This window comes from Adlercreutzia sp. ZJ304, from assembly GCF_011039075.1.
Classification (GTDB): domain Bacteria; phylum Actinomycetota; class Coriobacteriia; order Coriobacteriales; family Eggerthellaceae; genus Adlercreutzia_A.
In genome coordinates this window covers 1-22,683 of record NZ_JAAKEG010000004.1, presented here as the reverse complement: position 1 = coordinate 22,683, position 22,683 = coordinate 1, and the positions used below count along the sequence as shown (strand labels likewise).

The 22,683-nt window shown below is 45.0% G+C and carries 18 protein-coding genes, 2 tRNA genes, 1 rRNA gene and 1 riboswitch; of the genes, 4 read left to right on the top strand and 17 right to left on the bottom strand.

Features of this window, described 5'->3' with window-relative positions:
• Nucleotides 1-9: 9 nt before the first annotated feature.
• Nucleotides 10-612, top strand: a complete 603-nt coding sequence (locus G7Y46_RS02330; protein ID WP_165252183.1) for an HD domain-containing protein — start codon at nt 10-12, stop codon at nt 610-612.
• A 66-nt stretch (nt 613-678) separates the two neighbouring features.
• On the opposite strand, the gene G7Y46_RS02325 is transcribed toward G7Y46_RS02330, so the two are convergent.
• The 10 genes from G7Y46_RS02325 to G7Y46_RS02280 all read right to left on the bottom strand — a co-directional run bounded on the left by G7Y46_RS02325 (nt 679) and on the right by G7Y46_RS02280 (nt 10,885).
• Entirely contained in the window at nt 679-2,043 is a 1,365-nt protein-coding gene (locus tag G7Y46_RS02325; RefSeq protein WP_165252181.1) for an MATE family efflux transporter, read from the bottom strand.
• Nucleotides 2,044-2,087: 44 nt separating this feature from the next.
• Nucleotides 2,088-2,555 (bottom strand): low molecular weight phosphotyrosine protein phosphatase, encoded by a 468-nt coding sequence (locus G7Y46_RS02320; protein WP_241155924.1) that lies wholly within the window; start codon nt 2,553-2,555, stop codon nt 2,088-2,090.
• A gap of 145 nt (nt 2,556-2,700) precedes the next feature.
• Entirely contained in the window at nt 2,701-3,186 is a 486-nt protein-coding gene (locus tag G7Y46_RS02315; RefSeq protein ID WP_206214163.1) for a hypothetical protein, read from the bottom strand.
• Between the two features lie 862 nt (nt 3,187-4,048).
• Nucleotides 4,049-4,123: transfer RNA gene (locus G7Y46_RS02310), tRNA-Asn, on the bottom strand.
• Between the two features lie 62 nt (nt 4,124-4,185).
• Nucleotides 4,186-5,697: an RNA polymerase sigma factor gene (locus G7Y46_RS02305; RefSeq protein ID WP_165252179.1), complete on the bottom strand. Its 1,512-nt coding sequence runs from the start codon at nt 5,695-5,697 to the stop codon at nt 4,186-4,188.
• A 107-nt stretch (nt 5,698-5,804) separates the two neighbouring features.
• On the bottom strand, nt 5,805-8,093 hold the full coding sequence (priA, locus tag G7Y46_RS02300; protein WP_165252177.1) for a primosomal protein N': 2,289 nt from the start codon (nt 8,091-8,093) through the stop codon (nt 5,805-5,807).
• 6 nt (nt 8,094-8,099) lie between these two features.
• Nucleotides 8,100-9,368 carry a methionine adenosyltransferase gene (gene metK, locus G7Y46_RS02295; protein WP_165252175.1) on the bottom strand — a complete coding sequence of 423 codons (1,269 nt, stop codon included), beginning with the start codon at nt 9,366-9,368 and terminating at the stop codon, nt 8,100-8,102.
• Between the two features lie 9 nt (nt 9,369-9,377).
• Nucleotides 9,378-9,471, bottom strand: a riboswitch (SAM riboswitch).
• A 39-nt stretch (nt 9,472-9,510) separates the two neighbouring features.
• Nucleotides 9,511-9,586 (bottom strand) — tRNA-Ala (locus G7Y46_RS02290).
• Nucleotides 9,587-9,640: 54 nt separating this feature from the next.
• Complete coding sequence (locus G7Y46_RS02285; RefSeq protein WP_165063003.1) at nt 9,641-10,507, bottom strand: Mrp/NBP35 family ATP-binding protein; 867 nt, start codon at nt 10,505-10,507, stop codon at nt 9,641-9,643.
• An 84-nt stretch (nt 10,508-10,591) separates the two neighbouring features.
• Nucleotides 10,592-10,885 (bottom strand): CDP-alcohol phosphatidyltransferase, encoded by a 294-nt coding sequence (locus G7Y46_RS02280; protein WP_165063002.1) that lies wholly within the window; start codon nt 10,883-10,885, stop codon nt 10,592-10,594.
• Between the two features lie 135 nt (nt 10,886-11,020).
• On the opposite strand from G7Y46_RS02280, the gene ispD reads away from it, so the two are divergent.
• The 3 genes from ispD to cysS are packed head-to-tail and all read left to right on the top strand — an operon-like array spanning nt 11,021 to nt 13,859.
• Nucleotides 11,021-11,869: a 2-C-methyl-D-erythritol 4-phosphate cytidylyltransferase gene (gene ispD, locus G7Y46_RS02275; RefSeq protein WP_165063001.1), complete on the top strand. Its 849-nt coding sequence runs from the start codon at nt 11,021-11,023 to the stop codon at nt 11,867-11,869.
• Nucleotides 11,866-12,366 carry a 2-C-methyl-D-erythritol 2,4-cyclodiphosphate synthase gene (gene ispF / locus G7Y46_RS02270; RefSeq protein ID WP_165252173.1) on the top strand — a complete coding sequence of 167 codons (501 nt, stop codon included), beginning with the start codon at nt 11,866-11,868 and terminating at the stop codon, nt 12,364-12,366. Before ispD ends, ispF begins: the two co-directional genes overlap by 4 nt.
• Complete coding sequence (gene cysS, locus G7Y46_RS02265) at nt 12,363-13,859, top strand: cysteine--tRNA ligase (protein WP_165252171.1); 1,497 nt, start codon at nt 12,363-12,365, stop codon at nt 13,857-13,859. The genes ispF and cysS overlap by 4 nt, the downstream gene beginning before the upstream one ends.
• A gap of 80 nt (nt 13,860-13,939) precedes the next feature.
• Here the strand turns inward: cysS and G7Y46_RS02260 are convergent, their stop codons facing one another.
• From G7Y46_RS02260 to rrf, 7 genes are all read right to left on the bottom strand, one after another.
• A complete protein-coding gene (locus tag G7Y46_RS02260; RefSeq protein WP_165062998.1) occupies nt 13,940-16,522 on the bottom strand; it encodes an ATP-dependent Clp protease ATP-binding subunit in 2,583 nt (860 codons plus the stop codon).
• Nucleotides 16,523-16,681: 159 nt separating this feature from the next.
• Nucleotides 16,682-18,526 carry a glucosaminidase domain-containing protein gene (locus G7Y46_RS02255; RefSeq protein WP_165252169.1) on the bottom strand — a complete coding sequence of 615 codons (1,845 nt, stop codon included), beginning with the start codon at nt 18,524-18,526 and terminating at the stop codon, nt 16,682-16,684.
• 149 nt (nt 18,527-18,675) lie between these two features.
• Nucleotides 18,676-19,908, bottom strand: a complete 1,233-nt coding sequence (locus tag G7Y46_RS02250) for a PLP-dependent aminotransferase family protein (RefSeq protein WP_165252167.1) — start codon at nt 19,906-19,908, stop codon at nt 18,676-18,678.
• Nucleotides 19,909-20,006: 98 nt separating this feature from the next.
• Nucleotides 20,007-21,503, bottom strand: coding sequence for a lysine--tRNA ligase (gene lysS / locus G7Y46_RS02245; protein ID WP_165063011.1), 1,497 nt, complete (start codon nt 21,501-21,503; stop codon nt 20,007-20,009).
• Between the two features lie 16 nt (nt 21,504-21,519).
• Nucleotides 21,520-21,990 carry a transcription elongation factor GreA gene (gene greA / locus G7Y46_RS02240; RefSeq protein WP_165062995.1) on the bottom strand — a complete coding sequence of 157 codons (471 nt, stop codon included), beginning with the start codon at nt 21,988-21,990 and terminating at the stop codon, nt 21,520-21,522.
• 110 nt (nt 21,991-22,100) lie between these two features.
• Nucleotides 22,101-22,385 carry a twin-arginine translocase TatA/TatE family subunit gene (gene tatA, locus G7Y46_RS02235; protein WP_165062994.1) on the bottom strand — a complete coding sequence of 95 codons (285 nt, stop codon included), beginning with the start codon at nt 22,383-22,385 and terminating at the stop codon, nt 22,101-22,103.
• 204 nt (nt 22,386-22,589) lie between these two features.
• Nucleotides 22,590-22,683, bottom strand: a 5S ribosomal RNA gene (gene rrf, locus G7Y46_RS02230); the annotation flags it as partial.

The window sequence follows — 22,683 nt, the reverse complement described above, 5'->3', positions numbered from 1 at the left end:
GAGAAACACATGTCTAAACTAGATTCAGGTATTAGCCGCGAAGCCGCTTTCGAGCTTCTATCCCAGCACAACAAAGAGGAATTTCATATAGAACACGGCAAAACCGTTGAACAGACCATGCGATATTTTGCTCGCGAATTTGACCCAGAGAATGAAGATTTCTGGGGAATCGTAGGGTTGCTACACGACTTAGATTGGGAAGAGCATGGCGACGAGCCTATGATGCACACCATATATGCAGCAGATGATATTCGCGCAGCGGGCGGAAGTGAAGAGCTTATACGAGCCATACAAACACATACTTCAGACTTCAATACCGAGCTACCCCATCCCGAACTTCAAATGGAGAAAATACTTTTCGCCACTGAAGAATTGACTGGTCTTATAGGTGCTGCTGTAATAATGCGTCCATCTAAAAGCATTATGGATTTCAACGTAAAATCATTGAAGAAAAAGTTTAAGGATAAGCGCTTCGCCGCCGGAGTAGACAGAGATGTTATAACTAGCGGAGCTGAAATGTTAGGCTGGGAACTTGATTATTTGTTTGCACGCACAATAGAGGCTATGCAGTCTTTTGCTCCCGACCGCGATACATTCCAAGCTGCTGAATAGAAGAATAACCTGCATCTGGTAATAAATATAATTACAACAAGCGACAAACAGCGACAAACCCCGGCTTTAAGTTATAAGCCGGGGTTTATTTTTCTTCGAATGCCAGTAACCATATTTAGGTCCAAAGCCCAACATGAACGCAACGGTAACAACAAGTGCTGCAAGTTCGGCAACACTAACTGAAAGCCATATACCATCAATGCCCAAAACCATCGGCAAAACTATAACCGCAGATGTCTCGAACACAAGTGTGCGCAAAAACGATATAGCTGCCGACACAACACCATTGTTTAATGCTGTAAAGAAGGATGACCCATACATGCTAAAACCCATCAACAAAAACGCAATGGCATATATGCGGAACCCATGCACAGTAAAATCTCGCAATTCGGCATCGTAGCCAACAAATACGTCAACTATAAGCCCCGCAAGCAACTGTCCAGCCACAAACATTAAAACGCCGCCAACTCCAGTGTATATTAGCCCCTTTTTCAACAGGCTTTTCATCTCTATTTTGTTTTTGGCACCATATTGATAACTCATCAATGGTGCCGAGCCCATATCGAATCCCATAAATATTGCGGCAAAGATTAGTACAACATAGGCTATAACACCATAAGCCGCCACGCCGTTCTCGCCAGCAACTTGCATAAGCTGAAAGTTATACAGCATAGAAACTATCGACATCGCTATGCTTGTCATCATCTCGGATAAACCGTTAACGCATGTTTTACCCAACGCTCGCGGCATAAAACTTGTCTTCCCCAAGCGCAAAAAGCTTTTATTCTTTCGAAAGAAATATATCAGCGGTATACCACCACCGAGAATTTCCGATACATTGGTAGCCATTGCCGCGCCAGCTACACCCCAATCAAGCAGACCGACAAACACTACGTCTAAAATCATGTTTGCACAGCCAGCTATAACAATAACAATCAGACCAAATGTGGGCTTACCGGCAGTAACGCAGAAACTTTGGAATACGTATTGCAAAACATAGCACGGTAGCGAGATCATAATAATGCGCCCGTAAAGCACGCACATCCCAACCATATCGTCATTTGCACCAAGGAAATAAGCTATGGGTTCAAGCGTAATTATTCCCACTATCGCAAGAATGAATCCAAGAACTATGGCTGTATACACAATAAGCGAGAAATACCTATTCGCCAGCTCATCTCTGCCTTCTCCGCGAGTTTTCGCCACTAACGCGCTGCCACCCGTGCCAAACATAAACCCAACAGTCGATAAAATCATTATTGGAGGCATTATTAGGTTTACAGCAGCGAAAGCGGTTTTGCCCGCAAAATTAGATACACATAGCCCGTCAACTATTCCATACAGCGACGTAAATACGAACATAACTATAGAGGGCAATGTGAACTTAAGCAGCTCTACCCAAGTAAAATGCTTATCCATAGATACAGGCATATCAATACACACCTAAACGCTATAAGTTCTGTAAAGTTGTTTTGCTAATAGCCTAACCAACTAAGCAAACCCACACAACCGTCTGCGATATCGGAATATGTTTCCTCAAAATTACCTGTATACCACGGGTCGGCAACGTCTCTGTTGTTTCCCGCAAATTCCATCATCTTGTGAAGCTTATTCTGGGTATCTTTACCAAATATACGCTCCATACTGCGCATATTTGCGCTGTCCATGCCAATAATAACGTCAAAATAATTGTAGTCTTTAGGTGTTATTTGTCGCGCGGTTTTCCCTTTACAACTTATTCCTTCACGCTTTAGTATTTTTACGGTTCCCGAATGCGGCGAATTGCCTATTTCGTCAGTTGTTGTAGCCGCCGATTCAATATGAAAACACTCCGACAAGCCTCTTTTAGAAACCATATCTTTGAAAAGAAACTCTGCCATGGGAGAGCGGCAAATATTGCCGTGACAGACAAACAGTATTTTGATAGGCATCCTGTTCTTCATAAATTAAACTCCATGTATTCTTGCATTCATTCAAAACAACAACCGACTGCATAGCTTAAATCAATGTTCATAATAAACACCATTATTAAACATGCAGTAAATACACTGAAAAAATTTAGTAAAAAGGCTGCGTGAAATCTAATTATTAGGTATCAAAATCAGAGTAATACATCCTATCTATATCGCTATCATAAACAGCTATTGAAAAGTTAAATGAGGATCTGTCTAACAATTCAGAATCATCACTACTATTTGCGCTGTCGGAATGTCTGTCATAAAAATAGTAGTAGCCGTTTTCAATCTCTGGAATTTTTGCTTTTTCTGCTAAATTATAATCATAGGTCATTTCGTCTTTTTCTCCACCATACATGATAAGATTAAGGTTCTCAGACAGAGGAAGTTCCGTCCAGCCACTCAAATTTTCTAATGCCTTGTTCTTATTTTTCGAACAGTCCAAGATAAGATAGTACGACCCATCTCCATGAAAGCCACCGCGAGTATCGGCTTCTTCTTCAATGATAAAATCCTTTTTACTAAACCCAAAGTATTCTGAACTTTCGTTCTGCCCAGAGCAAGCTACCAAATTTAGCATGATAAGCAACCCCACCATAAGTAAAAATGTTTTCTTCAATACTTAACCCTCTCAGCCACTTCCCCGATGTTGAGCTATTTTTCTACTACTATCATTATGTTCTATTTCGGCATATAGGCAGAAAAGGTTGTAAAAATTCATGCTGTTTTCCCTGTTCAGATACCAAATAGATGCCTTTGAAGTCGATGCCGCTCGTCTTTCATATAGGCAGAAAAGTGTGCAGGATTCTGACTTGACACCCCTGTTTAGACAAGCTTTTTCTAAGAAAAAGTCAGTTATGGACAGGGGTGAGCGGTGTTTACTAGAAAATGTGCAATCTGCGGCGGCAAGATGAAGAAAAAGGATTTACAAGCTGGAAAGCAAAGGTGGAGACGTAGCTTATGCGGAGGCTCTAGTGTTAGGAAAACGATACCTCCGCAAGATGGCTTAAAGTGTTTGTTGAATGGCTTTTGGGTAAACTCTCTCAAAGTTGACGCTAGATTACGATTCAACTCATCCGCATACTAGTTCAAAAAAGTTAGAAAAATGGTCAAAACTTCCAGCTTTCCATGGTCATAGCGCCACATAGCTAGCTTGAATTGTGGAGAACACTGGGCAAACAGGGTTCTTCAATTCCATTTTGATTCATAATTGACGTAATTTGGCATTATAGACTGTGGAAAGTCGGAAGTTTTGACCATTTTTCGCCTAAAAAGTGACGAAGACAACACCACACGGTCTGGTTTGATCAGAGCTCCACAACAGCACTTCTTCCCCATTTGCGATGGACTGAGCCTTACACACTTTTCTGCCTATATGCTTCAAAGGGTTATTGGGTACGCGCGCAAGAAGCTTATTTTTCAGGATCATGCCCCGAAAAGCAAATCAGCGCCCAAAAAATGAACGCTGATTAAAATTTTTATGGCTCCCCGGGTAGGATTCGAACCTACAACCCTCCGGTTAACAGCCGGATGCTCTGCCGTTGAGCTACCGAGGAATATATGTGCCGCTCGAAGCGACGGCTAATAATTATATATCAAAGAAAAAACTATGCAAATCCTAATCTTCTAAGTAGTCCTTTAATTTGCTTGAGCGGGAAGGATGGCGAAGTTTCGCAAGAGTCTTGCTCTCTATCTGGCGAATACGCTCGCGCGTAACACCAAATTCGCGACCCACTTCTTCAAGTGTACGCGGATGCCCGTCTTCCAAGCCAAATCGAAGCGCAATTACCTTACGCTCTCGTTCTGCCAATCCATCGAGAACCTTACCCAATTGCTCTTGCAGCATGCTAAAGCTTGCAGCATCGGGAGGCACAACAGCAGCATCGTCCTCAATAAAATCGCCCAACTGTGAATCTTCTTCTTCGCCTATGGGTGTTTCTAACGATACAGGCTCTTGGGAAATCTTTTGTATCTCGCGAACACGCTCAGCCGGAAGACCCATTTCCTCGCCAATTTCTTCCGGGGTTGGTTCGCGCCCTAAGTTCTGCAACAGCTGCCGCTGAATGCGCACTAGTTTGTTTATCGTTTCCACCATATGAACAGGAATACGAATTGTACGCGCCTGATCAGCAATAGCGCGAGTTATAGCTTGACGAATCCACCATGTTGCATAAGTAGAAAACTTGAAGCCTTTTGTATAGTCAAATTTCTCAACTGCACGAATAAGACCCAAATTGCCCTCTTGAATAAGGTCGAGAAACAGCATGCCGCGACCAACATAGCGTTTTGCAATAGAGACAACCAGACGCAAATTCGCTTCTATAAGCGCCTGTTTCGCGTCAAAACCAACCTGTTCAACACGGGTTAGACGACGCTTATCGCGGCGATTTAGTTCTATACCCTCTTCGGCAGCTTTTTCCAATTCTGCGCTGGCAGCCGTTCCTGCCTCTATCTTCATGGCAAGATCAATCTCTTCTGCTGCAGTTAGTAGGGGTACCTTGCCTATTTCTTTCAAATACATCCGAACAGGATCACCCGTAAGCATCGTAACCGAAGCCTCGGCGTTGCGCTTGTGGGCTTTTGACTTCGAACGAGCCGATGTAACCTTAGGCAACTGGACATCCACAGTAGCTTTGAGTTCTTCTTCGGGAATACCCTCTAAAAGCTCTTCATCAGATTCAGTACCTGCCGAATCTGCCTCACCCGCAACAATTGCATCATCAACTGAAATTTCTATCTCACTGGAATCAATTTCATCTGGACTAACAATCAGCTTATCTTCTGCATTCTTTTTTGAAGACGTTTTCGGCGTAGCCTTTTCGCTTGATTTAGCTTTTGAAGTTGATGTAGCACTCTTAGTGCTTGTTTTGGCTTTGGTGCTTTTTGTATTCTTAGCTGCTGCAGTCTTCTCAGAAGATTTCGCAGTATCTTTTGTTGTTTTAGCTGCTGTTTTTGCGGTCGATTTCGTATCGCCTTTTGTAGCAGCCTTCTTATTAGAAGAGCTTGAAGCCTTAGCGGTTGTTTTAGTTTTTACAGCTGTTTCTTCCGTTTTGGCTTTGGATGTCTTACTCGGGCCCTTCTTGCTCTCTGTCTTCGCCTTCTCCTCGGCTTGCTTTGAGACTCTAGCCACTAGACATTCCTTTCGCAAGAAATTGCATTCAAAACATGGTGCGCAATCTGAGCACAAACATGCGAACTGTAATCATACCTAAATTTCGAAATCTAATCAAGCAGTTTCTACAATATATCTATAGGATCAATATCTAAAGCAACATTAACTTCTTTAATTGCCTTTCGTGAAGTAAATATGGGTCGAAGAAGATTAGATATATCACTTGCCGGATCGGCTTTCACTAATATGTGCCAGCGATAATTACCTCGCACTCTGGACAATACGCACGGATTAGCGGGCAAAACTTCCATATCACCAACATTGTCACACAAAGCAAGTGAAGCAAGTTGGCTATAAAGATTCTCAGCCTCCGCCTTAACGACCGCCTCTTCACGCCCCCACACAAGCACATTAGCCATGCGCACAAACGGAGGATAACGCAACATCTTGCGCTTTTGCAGCTCTTCATGCAAAAATGCTTTACGATCGTATGCGGCAGCTGTACGGATAGCAAGCGAATCGGCTAAATATGTTTGAACTATCACGTTCCCGGGAAGTTTGCCGCGCCCTGCTCTGCCTGCAACCTGCTCTATCAAATCAAAGGTGCGCTCAGCTGCTCGATAATCTGGAAGATGTAGCTGCGTATCGGCATTAATAACGCCAACCAATGTAACATCTTCAAAATCTAGCCCCTTCGCTATCATTTGTGTGCCTAGCAATACAGCACTTGGTGCAGAAGCAAACTCTTCCAACAATCTCTGATGCGAACCTTTGGTAGAAGTTGTATCAGCATCCATGCGAATGATAGGAAATGCAGCCTCTTCGCCAAATTGCTCATCCAGCAATGAGCGCAACTCAGACTGCACTCTCTGCGTTCCGGCCCCAAAACGCCTAAGATAAGGACTTTCACACTGTGGACAAATCGCAGGCACTGAAACAGTGTATCCGCAATGATGGCAAACTAATTTATTTCCTTGTTCATGATATGTAAGCGAAGTGGCGCAATTTATACATTCCGGCACAAATCCGCAGTCACGACAAAGAAGAAAACTGGCAAATCCCCGCTGGTTTAGCAGTAACACGGCTTTATTGCCTAAAGATAGCTGCTCTTTCAAAGCAGAAGCAAGTCGCGCCGAAAACATTGAGCGGTTGCCAGCTCCAAATTCGGCAGCCATATCAACAACTTCAATCTTCGGTAAAGGAGCACCATTAGCCCTATCGGGCATACTAACCAAGCTCCAATGCGTATCTATTCGAGCACGATACAGCGCCTCAATAGATGGTGTCGCAGATCCCAGTACAAGCGTGCCGCCATTTTCACGCATCATCCACTCTGCCACGTCGCGGGCAACATATCTCGGAGCATTTTCCTGTTTGTATGTTGTCTCATGCTCTTCATCTATCACTATAAGACCAACATCTTGAAGTGGTGTAAAAAGGGCGCTCCTAGCACCTACAACTACTCTAGCTTCACCGCTCCTTATGAAATCCCACTGATCGTAGCGCTCTCCCGCGCTCATACGCGAGTGCATAACCGCAACCGCACCACCAAATCTGCCACGAAAGCGCGCCACTGTCTGCGGTGTTAAAGATATTTCAGGAACTAAAACGATAGCATTGCGCCCCTGTGTAAGAATGTGCTCTATCGCCTGTAAATATACTTCTGTTTTGCCCGACCCTGTAACTCCATCTACCACCACCACATCCCCGCTGCGTTTATCTGCCGCACAAGTTATAGCTTGTAGTGCATTGCGCTGGCTTTCGGTCAATTCAGCAGGGCGACCATAGCCACCACGGAACATCTCGCCATCCGCACCGCCCCCGTTGCGCATGCGCCGCCTTCGCACTATTGAAACAACGTCCTTTTCAGCAAGATTTTTCACCACTTGCGAAATATTGCCATATTCAAGTGCTAGTTCCGCCATTCGCACATCTCCGCGCCGAACCGCATCTAGCACAGCAATTTGCTTCACAGCATTTTTCCTAGGATGAAAAGTTGCTATATTTGGTCCTTCGACAACCCATCTATCATCAACTTCCCCAATAGTGGGCTCTTCTAGCCTCCAACCACCATTGCGCAAACGCACAATGCGCGGCAGGGCACTAGGCGGAGTAAAAAGTCGAATACATACAGAAAGCGGTGCTACATATCTACTTGCCAAAAACCGCGCACAGTCAGCACCCTTAGCGTTGAAATAGGGCTTAGAAACTACCTGATCGATTGGTTTTAATGGACGCTCGGGTTTATCAATATCGCGCACGAGCATAACAAAACCAATTGCCTTGCGCCCACCTAAAGGCACTAATACTGCACAGCCTATCTCAATATCATCTGCATCTTTAGGCACCAAATATGTATAAGGCGCGTCAAGCGCTTGTGCTGGAATATCTAATATGACCTCGGCTACCCGCACAAAAGCCTATGCCATCCCACAAGCCGCCTTCAAGGCATCAACTTTGTCGGTAGCTTCCCAAGTAAACTCTGGAAGTTCGCGTCCAAAATGCCCATAAGCAGCGGTTTTGCGATATATCGGACGGCGTAAATCCAGTTCATCCACTATCGCAGCAGGGCGCAAATCGAAGACTTCACCTACAGCGCACTCTATATCTTTTTCTGGAACTTTATTGGTACCAAATGTATCAACCATTATAGATACTGGATTAGCCACACCTATAGCATATGCAATTTGTACCTCGCACCTATCAGCTAATCCTGCCGCAACCACATTTTTTGCCACCCAACGCGCCGCATAAGCAGCCGACCTATCAACCTTCGTACAGTCCTTACCCGAAAATGCACCGCCGCCATGACGTCCCATTCCGCCATACGTGTCAACGATTACCTTTCGCCCTGTAAGACCAGCATCACCCATCGGACCGCCTACAACAAAACGCCCTGTGGGATTTACAAATATTTCAGCATTATCCGCCAGCTTTACGCCCTGTTCTTCAAATACCGGTTTTATCACATTGTCTATGATTGCCTTGCGCAGCGTATCGGCATCCACATCTTCAGAATGCTGGGTAGATACAACAACTTTTTCAATCTCTACCGGCTTATCGTTTTCGTAGCGCACAGATACTTGCGTCTTGCCATCAGGGCGCAAAAACTTCAATACACCAGTTTTGCGTACTTCAGTTAAACGCTCAGCAAGCCTATGCGCCAAATAAATTGGCATGGGCATCAATGTGGGTGTTTCGTTTACTGCATACCCAAAAACCATGCCCTGATCGCCGGCGCCGATTAGCTCATAAGCATCGCTTTCCTTAGCACTTCCACGCTGTGATTCAAACGACTCATCCACCCCCTGCGCTATATCGGGAGATTGCTCGTGAATAGAATTCATAACAGCGCATGTGCTGCAATCAAAACCAAACTTTGCCCTGTTGTATCCAATCTCATTAACAACATCGCGCACTATAGCAGGCACATCCACATACGCCTGCGTGCGAATTTCACCAGTAACAACAACCATACCTGTCGTAGTAAGCGTTTCGCACGCACAGCGCACTTTGCTAACGTCTGCAGGCTGACCATTAGGTGCAATATAGCCCGTCTCTTGAAGCTCAATCTCTTTCGCCAGAATAGCATCTAAAATAGCATCGCTTATTTGGTCACACATCTTATCTGGATGACCTTCAGTAACTGATTCTGAAGTGAAAATATAATCCTTGCTAAAGTTCGCCATAAGAGCATCCCTTCATCGATGTTGGCATTACCACCTTAAGAGAAACCCTCAGGTTGGTGTCAGGATCAGCGGGCCAACTCCCTACCCCGGCTCTTGATAATGGAAATACGGGCACCCAACAAAGGTGCCCGTATGCAAATTCTGGTGGAGCATAGGGGGATCGAACCCCTGACCTCATGGCTGCCAGCCATGCGCTCTCCCAGCTGAGCTAATGCCCCAAAAATGCGTTGACTACTATAACACAACGTAGCATTTTGCCAAGCATATTATGATTAAGCCTTCTCAATTTGCTCGATTATCGGCAAAAGCGCATTTTCTGTATCGTATTCCTCTACCTTGCCAGCATCGACCAAACGAGCAGCAACAGGATCTATAGGCAAAGTAGCGACGGCATCTATTTCGTACTTTTTGGCAACAGATTCGCCTTGCGGTTCACCAAAAATGTAATGTTTTTTACCGCAATCGTCGCACTTAAAGTAAGCCATATTCTCTACAAGACCTATAACCGGAACGTCCAAATTATGAGCCAAATTCACAGCTTTGCCCACTATTGCAGCTACAAGTTCTTGCGGAGCGGAAACGCTAACTATGCCATCTATTGGAAGCATTTGGAATATGGTTAAAAACACATCAGATGTTCCGGGAGGCATATCGATAAGCATAATATCAACATCGCCCCAATTCACTTCCTGCCAAAATTGCATAAGCGCATTTGTGACAACAGGTCCTCGCCAAGCAACAGGCACATCTTCACCGGGAAGAAGCAAATTAACTGACATAATTTTTATCCCTGATGGTGTAGTAACAGGGTTTATACCATCTTCATCGGCAACAGGATGCGCATGCGCACCAAAAGCTTTAGGGATAGAAGGACCGGTTACATCGGCATCCAAAATTGCAACTTTTTTGCCCTGTTTTGAAAATTGAGCCGCTAAAAGACTTGTTACCAGCGATTTGCCAACGCCGCCTTTACCCGACACGACCGCTATAGCCTTTTTTATGCTTGAACGGCTATTGGGCTCAAGTTTTGCAGGTGCCTGATCCTGAGTACGCGATCCACACCCAGCAACACCACAACTAGAGCAACTGCCAGTGCAGTCCTCTGGTGCCTCTTGTGTTAATTCTTCGTTTTCTGACATCACGTATCACCTTTCAAAAAGAAGCGGCTACGATCAGCCGCTTCACTTTATTTATATCTATTATTTTTTTAACAGACACTCAACCTATTTTTCAGACGCATAAAATTCAGCTTCATCGAACAGGTCATGTACCGACTTCCCGTCCAAGAAAGGTAACTCCAAAAACTCGGCAATAGTCGGAACTAACTCACTCGCATCTACATAATGGCCCTTCTCGTTCTTCTGTGAACAATCTTGAACTCTCCAATAGCGATCGTTCACATCAGTAAGATAGTAGCAATTTCCGTCTACTTCCATGTAGATAGCATGATTCGCATGGAGGTACGGCTGCAGATCGTCGAAAGATATTTCGAGTACCTCGTTTGATTTGACTCCCATTTTGACCCTTTCGTTCGACATTTCTGTAATTAACATCTTAGCAAGTTTACGCGGCGCGTGCAGTGCAACTTTCAATTATTCGAGATGTATACTTATGTATATTATTTTACACGCACGAAAAAGCAAGGAATGCCGATGTCAAATACCGTCGATCCCGTATTTGCTCCCGAGGCGCTACGCGCTCCGGAGTTGATGAATTCTATCGATCTAGATGCTTTCAGCATTGCTACATCACAGCTTGTAGGAAAACTGGACAAAAACCCCAAGACGGCAGCAATCGTTTTAGCCGGCGGCACAGGAGATCGCTTCGGTCGCGAAGGTGGTAAACAACTTGTAGAAATAGCCGGAAAACCAATTCTTACATGGTCAGCCGAAGCGTTTGATGCTGTAGGCGATATTGGTCTTATAGTAATAGTTTGCCCGGAAGAACGCACCGAAGAATACTTAAAACGGGCTATCGATCCTTTTCCGTTTGTAACGCCAATAGTTATGGCGCCAGCCGGACAAATTCGTCAGGAATCCGCATTCAAAGGGCTTGAAAAAGTTCCTGACGATTTTGAATTTGTCGTATTGCACGATGGTGCGCGCCCGCTAATCTCTCCGGACATGGTGCTACATACCATCAATACTGTAAAAGGAAATATCGACGTAGACGGAGCGGTAGTTGCACACCCCTCTATCGATACCTTAAAAATTGTTGAAGATGGCGTTATTGTAGGAACCCCAGACAGAACAGTTTTTTGGAACGCCCAAACACCTCAAGTATTCCGCACTGGAATATATCGCCGCGCTCAAGTTTCTGCCATGTCGGATGGTTTTGTGGGAACAGACGACTCGTCGCTAATAGAGCGCTTAGGCGGCACCGTAATGGTAGTTGAGGGCAAGCGTGACAACATTAAGCTTACAGTGCCGGAAGACTACATGTTGCTAGTCTCTGCCGTGCGCGCACTTGCAGAAAGCTATATCCCGGAGTCGGAACGATGATTGCACCAGATATGCGTTGCGGTATCGGTATGGACGTGCACGCTTTCGTTGAAGGGCGCAAACTTATATTAGGCGGCGTTGAAATTCCATACAAACTAGGACTTGATGGACACTCTGACGCAGATGTATTGGCACACGCTATCGCCGATTCTATTCTTGGAGCCGCACGCATAGGAGACATTGGCAAACTGTTCCCAGATACCGACCCCGCTTTCAAAGATGCGAACTCTATGTTGCTTTTGCGAGATGCAGCATGCGCGGTACGCAGCAAGGGGTTTCGTATCGTAGATGTAGATTCAGTCCTAGCAGCACAGCAGCCTAAGCTTTCTCCCTATCGCGAGCAGATGCGCGCCAACCTAGCTGCAGCGCTTGAAATCCCTATTGAAAACGTAGGCGTAAAAGCTACCACCACTGAACACTTAGGGTTTGTTGGTCGCGAAGAAGGTATTTGCGCATGGGCTACCTGCCTTATCAGCAAAGAAAGAGAGACAAAATGATAAAGCTCTACGATACCAAGCAACGTCGCAAAGTTGATTTCATACCTCGCGAAGAGGGCAAGGTTAGTATGTATGTGTGCGGACCTACTGTCTACAACCGTATTCACCTAGGAAATGCGCGCACTTTTATATCGTTTGATATGATCCGTCGTTATTTTGAATGGCGCGGCTACAACGTAACTTTTGTTCAAAACGTAACAGATGTTGACGACAAAATAATAGCAAAGGCAAGCGAAGAAGGTCGCAGCGCCGCAGATGTAGCAAAGGAATACACTGAAGCATTCATAGCAGACATGCATGCAGCCGGCGTTGCTGCGCCTACAATACGACCAAAAGCTACCGAAGAAATAGATGCCATGATAGCTTTAGTACAAAAGCTAATCGATAAAGGACATGCCTATGCCAAAGAAGGCGATGTTTATTTCGATGTGCGCTCAGATGCCCATTACGGATCGCTTTCTGGGCGCAATATAGATGAAATGGAAGCAGGGCATCGCGAACTTCGCGCAGATGGTAAAGGCGTAGAAGACAGAAAACGCGATCCTTTAGATTTTGCGCTTTGGAAAGCTGCTAAACCGGGAGAACCATCTTGGGAATCGCCTTGGGGTTTAGGTCGCCCGGGATGGCACATAGAATGCTCAGCTATGAGCGAAAAGTATTTGGGACTTCCAATTGATATCCACGGCGGAGGTGCCGACCTTATATTTCCCCATCATGAAAATGAATGCGCGCAAAGCGAATGCGCATACGATGGAGCTTTTTCTAGATACTGGATGCACTCAGGAATGCTCCAGATTAATTCCGAAAAAATGAGTAAATCGCTTGGTAATTTTCTTCTGCTTCATCAAGTTTTAGAAGAAGCCAGACCGCTTGCCCTGCGTATGTTAATGCTGCAAACACATTATCGAAGCCCGCTTGATTTCTCAATGGAACGAATTGATGAAGCCAACTCTGCTTTATCACGAATAGAAACAGCCTTAGAGAACATGGCTTGGTTGTGCAAAAATGCACAGACCGATGCTCCAAGTGCTCTTGACGAAAAAGATATAGAAGCAGTTGTTGAGCAAACGCGCGAGGATTTTACATCTGCAATGGATGACGACTTCAACGCACCCGCTGCGCTAGGTTGTATTTTTACATTAGTTGGTCATATGAACACCACATTAGCTGGTAAAACCTTATCGGATAAAGATGCAGTATGCACCAAGCATGCAAGCAACCTTATCAAAGAACTTTTAGGCGTGTTAGGAATGAAGATTGAAGATAAGACTAGCGCTAGCTATCCAGAAGAAACTATATCCCTAGCAGCAGATATGGCAGATTACACCGGCGAAAACACAAATGAGGCACTAAGCGCTCTAATAGAGGCACGCACTTCAGCTAAAGCTGCTAAAGATTGGGCTAAAGCTGATGCTATTCGCGATGGCTTGATAGAGTTAGGTTTTATAATCGAAGACACACCGCAAGGTGCCAAGGTAACTTACGCTGGCTAATTTAATCTTCATTTAGCTATAAGAAAGCCTAGAGAAGCAAACTCTAGGCTTTCTTCGTATCTATAAGTAATCTGTAATATTTACTCAGTACCGCTTCCTATGGCTCCAGCCGGTGCCGGTTTAGAAACGCCAGCATTTCCAAGATCGAAATTGGTAAGCAAAAGTTCAGCCTCGCGAGCAATCGAGTCGCGCTTGCGCGGTGCCGGAATACTTCCTGTACCCTCATTAAACACTAGGTGAGTATCCTCGCCTTCGCCTTCCACATCCACATCAACAACAGAACCGCTTGTCCAACGACCCTCCAATATCTGCTCCGATATCGGATCTTCCAGCAAACGTTGAATAGCACGACGCAATGGACGTGCACCATATGTCGTATCGGTGCCTTCAGAAGCGATGAATTGACGAGCCGCATCGGTCAAGTTAATGGTCATATTCTGCTCTATCATACGATCTCGCAGATCTGCCACCATTAGTTCAACTATCTGCCCAATTTGCTCCTTCGTTAAGCTCTTGAACACAATTATCTCGTCAAGCCTGTTAAGAAATTCTGGTCTGAATATATTTTTCATTTCGCTCATAACGCGGCTTTTGATTTCTTTATCGGAAAGCCCATCTTGCCCTTGCGGACTAAAGCCTAGCGGAGTGGACTGTGCAATTTCACGCGCACCTACATTAGAGGTAAGAATAATAACCGTATTGCGGAAATCGACCGTGCGTCCCTGTGCATCGGTTAACCTACCTTCTTCAAGTATCTGCAATAAAATATTGAATACATCCGGATGCGCTTTCTCTATTTCATCGAACAGCACCACAGAATACGGACGCTGACGTACCGCCTTTGTAAGCTGACCACCCTCGTCAAAGCCGACATACCCCGGAGGCGAACCAACTAAACGCGAAACTGCATGCTTCTCCATGTATTCCGACATGTCAAACGACAACAGCGCATCTTCGGAATTAAAGAGAAATTCCGCAAGCGATTTTGCAAGTTCTGTTTTGCCAACACCAGAGGGACCTAAGAAGATGAACGAGCCAGCCGGGCGCTTCGGGTCTTTCAATCCAGAACGCGAACGTCTAATAGCCTTCGATAGCGCTGTAACTGCCTCTTCTTGTCCAATTACGCGTTCATGTAAGACGCTTTCCATCCGCAAAAGTTTCTCTGTTTCGGCCTCTGTCAAGCTAGACACCGGAACTCCAGTAGACATCGATATAACATCAGCGACATCTTCCATAGTAACTTGGTTGATACTCTTCGCTGAATCAGCCTCCCACTGTTTCTCGGCTTCTTCGCGCTTGGTTTTAAGCTCGGCTTCTTTGTCTCTAAGTGAAGCTGCACGCTCAAAATTCTGTTCACCTATGGCTTTGTCTTTATCTTGGCGAACACGCCTTATCTGGTCATCCAATTCGCGCAATTCTGGCGGCAGCGTCATATTGCGTATACGCATGCGCGCACCGGCTTCATCTAGGACATCTATCGCCTTGTCGGGCAAATACCTATCTTGAATGTAGCGATTGGCAAGCGAAACGCTAGCCTGAAGCGCCTCTTCAGTAAAATGCACCTGATGATGCGCTTCGTATCTATCACGCAAGCCTTCTAAAATACGTACAGCCTGCTCTTCATTTGGCTCTTTTATCGTAAGGGGCTGGAAACGCCGCTCAAATGCAGAGTCCTTCTCTAAATGTTTGCGGTATTCATCTAATGTAGTAGCACCAATTATCTGGATTTCGCCACGCGACAGCGGAGGTTTCAATATTGCAGCTGCATCTATAGAGCCTTCAGCAGATCCAGCACCTATTATCGTGTGTATCTCATCGATGAATAGCAGTACGTCACCTGCATCCATTACCTCTTTGATAACTTTCTTCATGCGCTCTTCAAATTCACCGCGATACTTACTACCAGCGACAAGAGCCGATACATCAAGTGTTATCAGACGTTTATTGCGCAACAAATCAGGAACTTGATTCGATGCGATAAGTTGAGCTAGCCCTTCTGCAATAGCAGTTTTACCTACGCCCGGTTCTCCTAAAATAAGCGGATTGTTCTTCTGCCGCCTAGACAAAATCTGCATTACGCGCTCTATTTCTGCAGCGCGACCAATTACAGGGTCAAGCTTACCATCATGCGCTTTTTTAGTAAGGTCGGTTCCAAATTCGTTCAACATGCTATCGTGACTGCCGCCCATAGGATCAAACGAATTACGACCTGCCATTACCGGTGTCTGACCAACTATATCGTTCATTGTTGACCGAATGTCATCACCACTAATTCCTAAACGCGAAAGCACATCTAGGGCAGTACCCTCTCCTTCTCGAACAATACCTAATAGCAAATGTTCTGTAGATATATAACTTTGCCCCATCTGCATGGCTTCACGCAGCGAATTCTCTAACACTCGTTTTACGCGAGGAGTAAAAGCTAAATGCCCCGACACATCAGTATCTTCATCTATTGAAGAAACCTGACGTATAGCCTGAACTACATCGTCATACGATACATTCATGCGCTCTATAGCCTGTGCCGCCAAACCCTCTTTTTCTTTTATAAGCCCAAGCAGAATATGCTCTGTACCAACATATGGCTGATGTAGAGCCCGCGCTTCATCCTGAGCCAGCACCAGCACCTTTCGAGCTTTATCTGTAAATTTTTCAAATGACATGTTCCCTCATTTCTAACACGCTATCACAATCTTTTTTTCGAATGCAATTTTAGCAGTCGTTGGGCTAGAGTGCTAGCCAAGCACAACATACCCATATGCTACACAAACAAGAGCGGGACCAAACGGTCCCGCTCCAGATAAAACTATTTCAAACATGCGTTAATCACGCTTACCACCAATCGATATTGGAAGCGCATCGGCTGCATCGCTTGCTTGCTGTGTACGTATAAGCGCTACTGCCTTCTCCCATCGCTCAGAAGTGGACTTCTGCGCAAGCTCCTTATCAACTGGTTTACTTTCTATGATACGCTTCGCAAATGTTGGCATCTTCTCTGACATAGAAGTAATTTTGATAACTTCTCCGGTCTGCGGCGCTTCGATAAAGCACCCTTCAGCCAAATACATACCAACATGTCCAACAGTGTTATCTTCATAGGTGAAGAAAAGCAAATCGCCCATATGTAAATCGTTAAAATCTACATCGTCACCCTGCATACACTGATAATGAGTTGTACGCGGAATTTCAACTCCCATTGCCTGACGGTAAGCATACTGAACCAAGCCAGAGCAATCAAATGAGCCGGGGGTTGTGCCACCCCATACATAATCTTCACCAAGATGCGAAGTTGCCTCAACTACTAAATCAACCAAATCACGTTGCTCCATCTGAAGCTCACCTGTTTCCAAATTTGCTTCAGAAGAATAAAACTGACCGTCGTTAGCAACTACTTCATATGTATGAGTAAGAACGTAATCTAGTGGCTCATCGTAACGAGTTAAATCGTATGTAACAATAAGATCTTGCAGTTTGGCGGAATATGCAATATCGGTAGCGTAGCGACCTTGCAGAAAATCGCAAGCATCTACATATGTTTCGGCATTCAATTTCCATGCCCCGCTGTAGAATCCGCCCATGCTATTAGTCAAAAGCAATGCATAATCAGTTAGCGAATCGCGCATAGTGGGATAACTGCGAAAATCAGAATCGGTTATATACATCATGCCGCTATCATCATATTCGACAGTGCGCATGTTAACGCTGCTGCCATTATAGGCACCCTTTATACCAAACAAATTATTATTAGGAGCAGTAGCCAAAGCCGAATTGCCAGAAGCTGACTCAAGAATAGCCTGAGCAATCATCACAGACGCATATAAGCCGCTTTCATCTGCGATTTGTCTTGCTTGTTCGCCTATAACTGCAACAAATTTCTCGGTGGTCATGTTTACGCCAATATTGTGAGGCGTATAAGTAGCATCACCGTTGTAGCTCCATTGAGGATAAGCTGGCGCATCACTTTCAGCATCTGAGGCTAAACCGCCAAAAACAGGATGCGGCACTACTAGCTCAGGTACGCTGGGAGTTTCTTCTTTTTCAGATGCATCATTGCTACTGCTTTCATTATCTGAAGCAGTATCACTTGAAGAAGATTCGTTTTTGCTAGAATCGTCATTTGTAGATTCGGCATCCCCGGATTCGGCATCCTGCGATTCGCTATTGGTTTCTTCCTCTACACTTGCATCATCTGCGGCATCAGAAGAATCTGCATTACCGGCATTATCATCGGTGCTGCTATCGGCTTCATTTTCCGCAGGATTCTCAGGAGCGGGCACTTCCTCTGCTACCGGAGTTGTCAAAACACCCTTCAACCAAGAAATTTCAGAAGAAAGATTTGCGTCTACCTGAGCAATAGCCGCAACATCCATTCCTAAAACATCAGCCTTAGTGAACCCTTTACCCGTCAAATAACGCTCTACAGCTTCAGCGCCAGCAACTCCAGATGCACGAAGTTCAACTATTACTTTACCAAGGCGAATCTGATTGTCACAAAGAGATTTGCTTGCTTCAGCAGCGGATACCGCATCAGAGCTTTCGCTTACCGCCAAAGCAGGAGAACTTGTAATAGCAATAGGCGGAACGGCTAGAGCTACAGAGAGTAATGCAGCTGTACCAACACGACCAACTTTTATAGCCACATTACTAAAATCTGAATTGCGAACCAAGGTACTTTCACTCCCCATTAATCTTTTTAGCACAACGCAACACAAATGCGCGTTTTAACACACGATTAGGATACGCCGACCACATGGTCTTCCTAACTAATTGCTGTCAAAATCATCAAATATCCATCCATATGTTAAGCGTGTTGAACTTAATTAAGTTCTTTAAGCATCTTCCCCAAACGACAAATACCCTCACGAATAGTTGCGCAATCAGCGTTGGTGTAATTTAGGCGCATAGTGTTAGAGTCTTGCACGTCTACAAAGAATGGATCGCCAGGCACAAACGCTACCTTTTGCTTTAACACCTCTGGGAAAATTTTCATAGCACTTACGCCTTCGGGCAATGTTACCCATAAAAACATTCCACCATCGGGGCGCGTGTAGGTAACATTAGCAGGAAAAAATTCTTCCATAGCATCTACCATAGCCTGAGCCTGTGAACGATAAAGATCTTTAATCTTCACCAAGTGCTCATCTAGGTCGTTATGCATCAGATAATCCCAAATTACATACTGAGAAAACACATTGGTGTGAAGATCGCTAGCCTCTTTCGCGATAGAAATATTCCTTAAAAGCTGCGCATCTTTAGTAAGAATAAACCCTGTACGCATACCGGGTGTAACCACCTTAGAAAAAGACCCAAGCACAATGCTGTGCGGCAAATGTCCAGCACCAATATATGGCAGAGTAGCGCCATCAAAACGCAGTTCGCCATACGGATCATCTTCTATAAGCACCACATTTCTTCCAGCAAGAGCTGCACGCACCGCCTCGCGCCCTTCTATCGAATAGGTAAGACCTGTTGGATTCTGGAAGTTAGGAATGAGATATATCATCTTCACGCCCGCATCCAAAGCACGTTTAAGCTGAGGAATATTTAGACCGTCCTCGGTAAGTTCAACAGCATGAAATTGAGGCTGCTGCATAGAAAACGCCTGAATTGCTGCCAAATAAGTTGGCATTTCAACCGCCACATGGTCGCCTTTGTTCAAAAGTACTTTACCAAGCAAATCTAATGCTTGCTGAGAACCCGTAGTAATAAGCACATCATCTTCGGTGTAATCTAGCCCATGACGCTCGTTGTAACGCTGAGCAATCCAACGCCGCAATTCGGGCAGCCCTGCTGTTAGAGAATATTGAAACGCAGCTGCACCTTGTTCTGCCACTACCCGCTGCATAGACTCAAGCAAAGCCTTTTGCGGAAATGAAATGGGGTTAGGAAGACCACCCGCAAATGAAATAACTTCCGGATCTGCTGCTGCCTTAAGTATGCTTCTCACGAACGAAGGAGGAGTAGCTTTAATCCCGTCTGATAGCAAGTCTTCAATTTCCCCAAGACCTGCAGACTTCTCTGGTGCTTCTTGAGCCTCTGTTTCTCCCATGACAATTCCCCCTTGTTGCTAAAAATCATTAACTCTCTATTGAAAAACACTAAACAATAACTATTTAGCGTCTATTCATAAATTACTAGGTCTGCCACTTACGCCTCTTCGCGCATGTGCGGGAAGAGCAACACATCGCGTATTGAAGGAGCATCAGTAAGCAGCATAACCAGACGATCTATGCCTATACCCACACCACCGGCTGGTGGCATGCCATACTCAAGTGCGCGAATATAGTCGGAATCGTAGCCCATAGCCTCATCGTCGCCCATATCTTTAGCGGCTACTTGCGCCCGGAAACGATCGGCTTGATCTACCGGGTCGTTCAGTTCCGTAAAGGCATTGGCGTATTCATGACCCATTATGAACAATTCAAAACGCTGCGTTAGTTCCGGATTATCGGGATGCTTTTTCGCTAGAGGAGATACTTCTATTGGATGATCAATAACAAAAATAGGCTGAATTAGCTTATCTTCCGCTACAGCTTCGAATATCTCAGCGATAAGCTTTCCCTTGCCCCATGAGTTTTCAGCGTATCCGCCACGATCCTCTAAAATTTCGACAAGTTCTTCGCGGGTACGCTCAAACGAAACATCTACACCTGCATATTCGCTAGCAAGCTCAATCATAGATGCGCGTCTCCACGTGCCCGAAAGGTCTATTTCAGTTCCTTGATAATTTATTTGAAGCGTTCCACATGCTGCCTGCGCCGCTGCCTTTATGTAGCCTTCAGTAAGCTGCATCATTCCGTCTAAGTCGCTAAAAGCCTGATACGCCTCCATGGTGGTAAATTCAGGATTATGATGTGGGTCCATACCCTCGTTTCTGAATTGCCTACCTATTTCAAAAACCTTATCAAAGCCTCCAACTAAAAGCCGCTTTAGCGGCAGCTCCGTAGCAATACGCAAATAATAATCGCGATCTAGGGCATTGAAATGGGTTATAAAAGGCTTTGCGTTAGCGCCACCTATAATGCCATGCAAAAACGGAGTCTCCACTTCCATGAAACCCTGTTCTTCCATATAGCGACGAATTGCTGATACAATTGCCGACCTTTTGCGAAAAGTATCGCGTACTTCCGGATTAACAATAAGGTCTACGTAGCGCTGACGATAACGAGTTTCCTTGTCGTTTAGCCCGTGATATTTCTCTGGAAGAGGACGCAAGCTTTTCGATAAAAGTTCGAAAGAATCAACCGCAACAGAAAGTTGACCACGGCGAGTACGAACCATTACTCCATGTACGCCGATCCAGTCTCCCACATCTAAATCGCATAGACTAGCAAATGCATCTTCTCCCAGTGTATTAATTCGGCAGAAAAGCTGAATGGTTGCGCTGTTATCCATAATTTCAAGAAAAGCAATTTTTCCTTGAACGCGCCTAGCCATTACTCGACCGGCTATAGACACTTCATCTTCCGTGCTTTCGCCATTTTCCAGATGCTCATACATAGCATCTAAGGTAGCAATATCATGCGATCTGTTAAATGCGTGCCCATAAGGGTCTATCCCAGAATCTATTAACGATTGCCGCTTAGACAATCTTACTTGGATAGGGTCATCTTCTATTGGCTCTATATTGTCTGGCTCCTGCATTTGCTCTCCCATTTGATTAGTGTTCAATTTTTAAGATTTCCATTTCGGTTTGCCGTCCTGTAGGACCTACAGCTATTACTTTTTCGCCTTTCTTATGTCCAAGCAGCGCTTGTCCCACAGGCGATTCATTGGAAATACGACCGCTAGCAGTATCGCTTTCAGCAGCACCAACTATAGTGAAAACGCGCTCGTTACCAGCCATGTTTACAGTAACAGTAGAACCCACATTCACTTTTGAAGAACGTTTTGGAGTGGTGACAACCGTAGCTTCACTCAGTATACGTGTTATTTCCGCAATACGAGCTTCCATCATGCCTTGCTCGTTTTTCGCATCATCGTATTCAGAGTTCTCTGATATGTCGCCAAATTCACGAGCAATTTTAATTCTCTCGCCTATCTCAGCTCGTTTCTCAGTTTCGAGATAATGCAGTTCTTCCTCAAGTTTTTGGCGTCCCTCTTTTGTGAGAATGTAATTTGAATCAGCCATAGTTCTTCTCCCTGTATTAACATAGCAACACGCCTGTTTCAAACAAGCGTGTTGCTCCAACTTCTCTACCAATATAAATCGAAAGATTTATATTCAAGCTATGTCAAAGGCTATTCTGCCTTTTTAACAACAACTTTCTTAACAGTCTTCTTTGGTGCATCAGAAGAAGTGTTTGCCTCAGAAGCTGTGCTCTCTACAACCACTTCCTCAACTACTTCTTCTTCATCTGTTGCCTCAGATGCTTCTTTCTTACCTGCGCCCATTCCATCGCGAAGACCTTTTACAGTCTTGCCAAGCGCAGTGCCCAATTTAGGAAGGTTCTTTGGGCCAAAAATAAGAAGGACGACTACAAGTATAAGCAGCAATTCAGGTACGCCCATGCCAAGAATTCTCATCGTATCCTCCGATTAACATTAAGTGTAAACGACCGATATTTTACTACATATACATACGTTTTCGTATGTAATCCTGCATTGAAGTACGATTATATCGCACACCGCATCCCTCTTATCACTCACAAAGTCTATATAAAACAAAACCGCCTCATGGGCGGCTGATACATACTCTGATTTATCCAAGAAAACATAAAGCACCCTATGTGAGCGGAACGACCTGCTCTCCCGCGACCTGACGTCGCAGTACCATCGGCGATGCGGGGCTTAACTTCCGAGTTCGGAATGGGATCGGGTGATC